A 3,883-nucleotide genomic window follows, 5' to 3' on the forward strand; every position below is an offset into this window, starting at 1 on the left:
TATCTTAAGAAAACACGTTATAAACTCATATTTTCGCAATATATCTTTCAAAATAATAAATACTTATAGAAAGATCTTTAATAGGAATCATTACTATGTCTCAACCTTGGTATAAGCAGTTCTGGCCTTGGTTTCTCATCATCTTACCCGGTACCGTTGTTGTCGCTTGTATTACTACGTTTGTTTTATTTGTCGAAAATGATGTAGATCTGGTTGCTGAAGATTATTACAAAAAGGGAAAGGCTATTAATGTCGATCTTTCTAAAATAAAAGTCGCTCAAGAGTTATCTATTTTTGCTAAAGTTCGAAGTATTGAGAACACGATTGAAATTCAGCTAGATAAAGGGAAATTGAAACATAACCCTGCAGTTAAAGCTATTTTCACCCACCGTACATTACCGAATCACGACTTTTCGCAAGTATTAACCTCTGATGCGAAAGGTATATATCGAATTAAACTAGAAGCGCCTTTAACGGGTCCTTGGTTTATTGAATTATTACCTCACGATAGCGCATGGATGATCCAAGGTCGCACTAACTTCCCTACCGAAGATTTTTTCCCACTAGGCAAATAAATAAGGCAAGTAGTTCCTATGTCAAAGGATTGTTACCACTGCAGTGAACCTGTACCTTCAGGTTCGCATTTTCAGGTTGATATTTTAGGTCAAACTCGTGATATGTGCTGCCCAGGCTGTGAATCAGTAGCGCAAACTATCGTAGAGAATGGCCTCTCTTCATATTATCAATATCGTACGGCCCCTGCCGATAAAGCAGATTTAGTTCCAGAACAATTAAAAGCATTAGCGCACTACGATCATGATGAGATCCAAAAAGAATTTATTCGAACTAACGATAACTTCAAAGAAGTGACATTGTCACTTGATGGTGTATCTTGTGCTGCTTGTGCTTGGTTAATCGAAAAGCAACTTGCTAGTGCGAAAGGTATTCATCAAATCAACGTGAATACCTCAACCCATCGAGCCTTATTAAGTTGGAATCCAGAAGAAACAAAATTAAGTACCCTTCTTACTCTTATCCATCAATTAGGATATAAAGCTGCCCCATTTGAAGCGGATAAACAAGAAGAAGAATATCATCGCTCAATGAAGCAATACTTATATCGCTTAGGTGTTGCTGGTCTAGCTACGATGCAAGTAATGATGCTTGCCGTTGCGTTATACCTTGAAGTATTCGGAGACTTAGATGCCGAGTTTAGAAATTATCTTCGATATGTGAGCTTAGTTTTTGCTACTCCTGTCATGCTCTACTCTGCTTTACCCTTTTATATGAATGCATGGCGTAGCATAAAAACAAGAACACTAGGAATGGATGTCCCTGTTTCCATTGCGATGCTATTTGCTTATTTTGCAAGTGTTGTTGCAACAGTAACCGAAACTGGCGAAGTGTTTTTTGAATCTGTTGCTATGTTTACCTTCTTTTTATTATTAGGGCGATTTCTTGAAATGCGGGCTCGTCGTAAGGCCGCCGCTATCACTGGTAACCTATTAAAATTAATTCCTGTAATGGCGACATTAACATCGGGGAAAACAGTTCCAGCCAGAACACTAGACGTTGACGACATAGTGATCGTTCTACCGGGAGAGCACTTGCCTGCAGATGGTGTCGTTATTTCAGGTTGTAGCGCGATTGATGAATCAATGTTTACAGGTGAGTCAATGCCTGTCGCTAAAAAAGAAGCCGATTCAGTTTATGCGGGTACCATTAATGGCGATGGAAACCTCACAGTTAAAGTAACCAAAACCAAAGCAGATTCCTTAATATCTACCATTGTTAAGTTGCAAGAGGAAGCACAAATATCTAAGCCAAAAGTGGCTGAAATTGCAGACTTAGTAGCGCGTTATTTTGTCGCAGGTATTTTGATCATTTCAGCATTTACCTGGTTCTATTGGCATCAGACCAAGCCTGATGATGCTTTTTGGATCATGCTGTCAGTGTTGGTTGCGACTTGTCCTTGTGCTCTATCATTAGCCACACCAACGGCGATTACATGCTCAACGTCTCGATTAGCTCAGTTAGGTCTTATGCTTCGTCGTGGGCATGTATTAGAAACCTTATGTAAAGTAAATCGTTTAGTGATTGATAAAACAGGCACGTTAACTGAAGGAAATATCCGCCTGACGAAAATTTACACCTTTGGTGATATTAACTCACAACAATCAAAAGTCATTGCCGCAGAGCTAGAATCTTTTGCCAATCACCCTATCGCTCGTGCATTCTCTGAATATAGAGATCCAGAACAGACGTATTTTGAGCGAGTTGAAAATATTATTGGTTCCGGATTAGCTGGATATTCAGGTCAAGATGAGTGGAAAATTGGCCATAAGGCATTTGCTGCTCCTAATTGTCAATTAGAAAACCAGCAAGACTATCAAGTTTGGTTATCTAAAAATGGACAGCCAGTCGCTGCTTTTTCATTAAATGACCCGATCCGTCAAGAAAGCAAAGTATTTATCCAGTCACTACACCAGTTAGGCATCAAGGTTACAATGTTAACTGGCGACAGCAGCTCTTCAGTGGAGCGGGTTGCTAAAACGTTAGATATTGATGAAGTAATTTCAGGAGCATCTCCGCAAGGAAAATTAGATTACCTAAAATCATTACCCGCCAACGAAATCAGTTTAATGGTTGGCGATGGTATTAATGATGCACCTACGCTTGCTGGTGCTCATTTATCTATCGCTATGGGGTCAGGTACTGATGTTGCGAAAGCGTCAGCCGATATGATCTTACTTGGCGATAATCTGTCTCGCCTTATTGAAGCGAGAGAGCTGGCGATGAAAACACGAAAAATTATCCGTGAAAACTTGGCGTGGGCTTTAGGCTATAATGCCATTATCTTACCACTCGCAGTCATGGGTTTAGTTGCTCCCTACATCGCTGTTGTCGGTATGTCAGGAAGTTCAATCATTGTTGTTTCTAACTCTCTGAGGTTATTAAAAGAAAATGGCTAGTTTATATTTATTAATTCCAATAGCGATCATGCTGGTTTGTGTCGCTGTCGCTGTCTTCATTTGGGCGGCTAAAAGTGACCAATTTGGTGATTTAGTTCCTCATGGAACAGAGATTTTATTTGATGAAGATACCCAAATAAAAAAGAATAAAGATGAACATTGATTTTATTGGTGCTTTTATCGTAGGTGTCATGGGAGCAGGCCACTGTATAGGTATGTGTGGAGGGATCTCCGCGGTAATATCAATGAATTCAGCGAAGAGCAACTACCCTCGTTGGTTATTTATTCTGCTTTATAACATTGGAAGAATAATTTCTTATTCTTTATTTGGTTTTATTATTGGTGGGATATTTGTTTCTATTGCTGTCAGCACTCAAAGTTATAGTGCGCTAGTGTATTTTAGAGTATTTGCTGGGTTATTAATGTGCCTACTTGCACTCTATATTGCAAATTGGTGGAAAGGTTTAGTATATATTGAAGTCGTCGGTAAAAAATTATGGCGATACATATCTCCATTAACTAAACCTCTATTACCACTGAAAACGCCTTTCCATGCGATACCTTTTGGTTTTCTCTGGGGATGGTTACCATGCGGACTTGTTTATTCCACACTAAGTTGGTCAGCCGTTTCAGGGGGAGCTATAAATGGAGCTCTTATAATGATGGCCTTTGGTTTAGGGACGCTTCCTGCTATGTTTTTAGTTGGGCTGGGTGCACAAACACTAAAGTCATGGTTAGATAGTAAAATAACAAAAAATATCAGTGCCTTATTATTATTAAGTTATGGTGTTCATACGATATATATTGCGGCAGATCAACTAAACTAATTAAAATTTTTTTGTATACTTTTACTTTTATGCTACCACTTTGGGACAGGTTAATGCTAAAATTAACTTATATCAATTATAATA

The 3,883-nt window shown here is 38.9% G+C and carries 4 protein-coding genes; all 4 read left to right on the forward strand.

Annotation, left to right across the window (positions count from 1 at the left end):
* Positions 1-95: 95 nt before the first annotated feature.
* The 4 genes from Q1K78_RS17005 to Q1K78_RS17020 are packed head-to-tail and all read left to right on the forward strand — an operon-like array spanning position 96 to position 3,799.
* Positions 96-575: a FixH family protein gene (locus tag Q1K78_RS17005; RefSeq protein WP_300181586.1), complete on the forward strand. Its 480-nt coding sequence runs from the start codon at positions 96-98 to the stop codon at positions 573-575.
* 18 nt (positions 576-593) lie between these two features.
* A complete protein-coding gene (locus Q1K78_RS17010; RefSeq protein ID WP_300181588.1) occupies positions 594-2,972 on the forward strand; it encodes a heavy metal translocating P-type ATPase in 2,379 nt (792 codons plus the stop codon).
* Positions 2,965-3,135, forward strand: a complete 171-nt coding sequence (gene ccoS / locus Q1K78_RS17015; RefSeq protein WP_300181589.1) for a cbb3-type cytochrome oxidase assembly protein CcoS — start codon at positions 2,965-2,967, stop codon at positions 3,133-3,135. Before Q1K78_RS17010 ends, ccoS begins: the two co-directional genes overlap by 8 nt.
* Positions 3,125-3,799 (forward strand): sulfite exporter TauE/SafE family protein, encoded by a 675-nt coding sequence (locus Q1K78_RS17020; RefSeq protein WP_300181591.1) that lies wholly within the window; start codon positions 3,125-3,127, stop codon positions 3,797-3,799. Before ccoS ends, Q1K78_RS17020 begins: the two co-directional genes overlap by 11 nt.
* Positions 3,800-3,883: the final 84 nt, after the last annotated feature.

It is taken from the genome of uncultured Aliivibrio sp. (assembly GCF_946479765.1).
GTDB lineage: Bacteria > Pseudomonadota > Gammaproteobacteria > Enterobacterales > Vibrionaceae > Aliivibrio.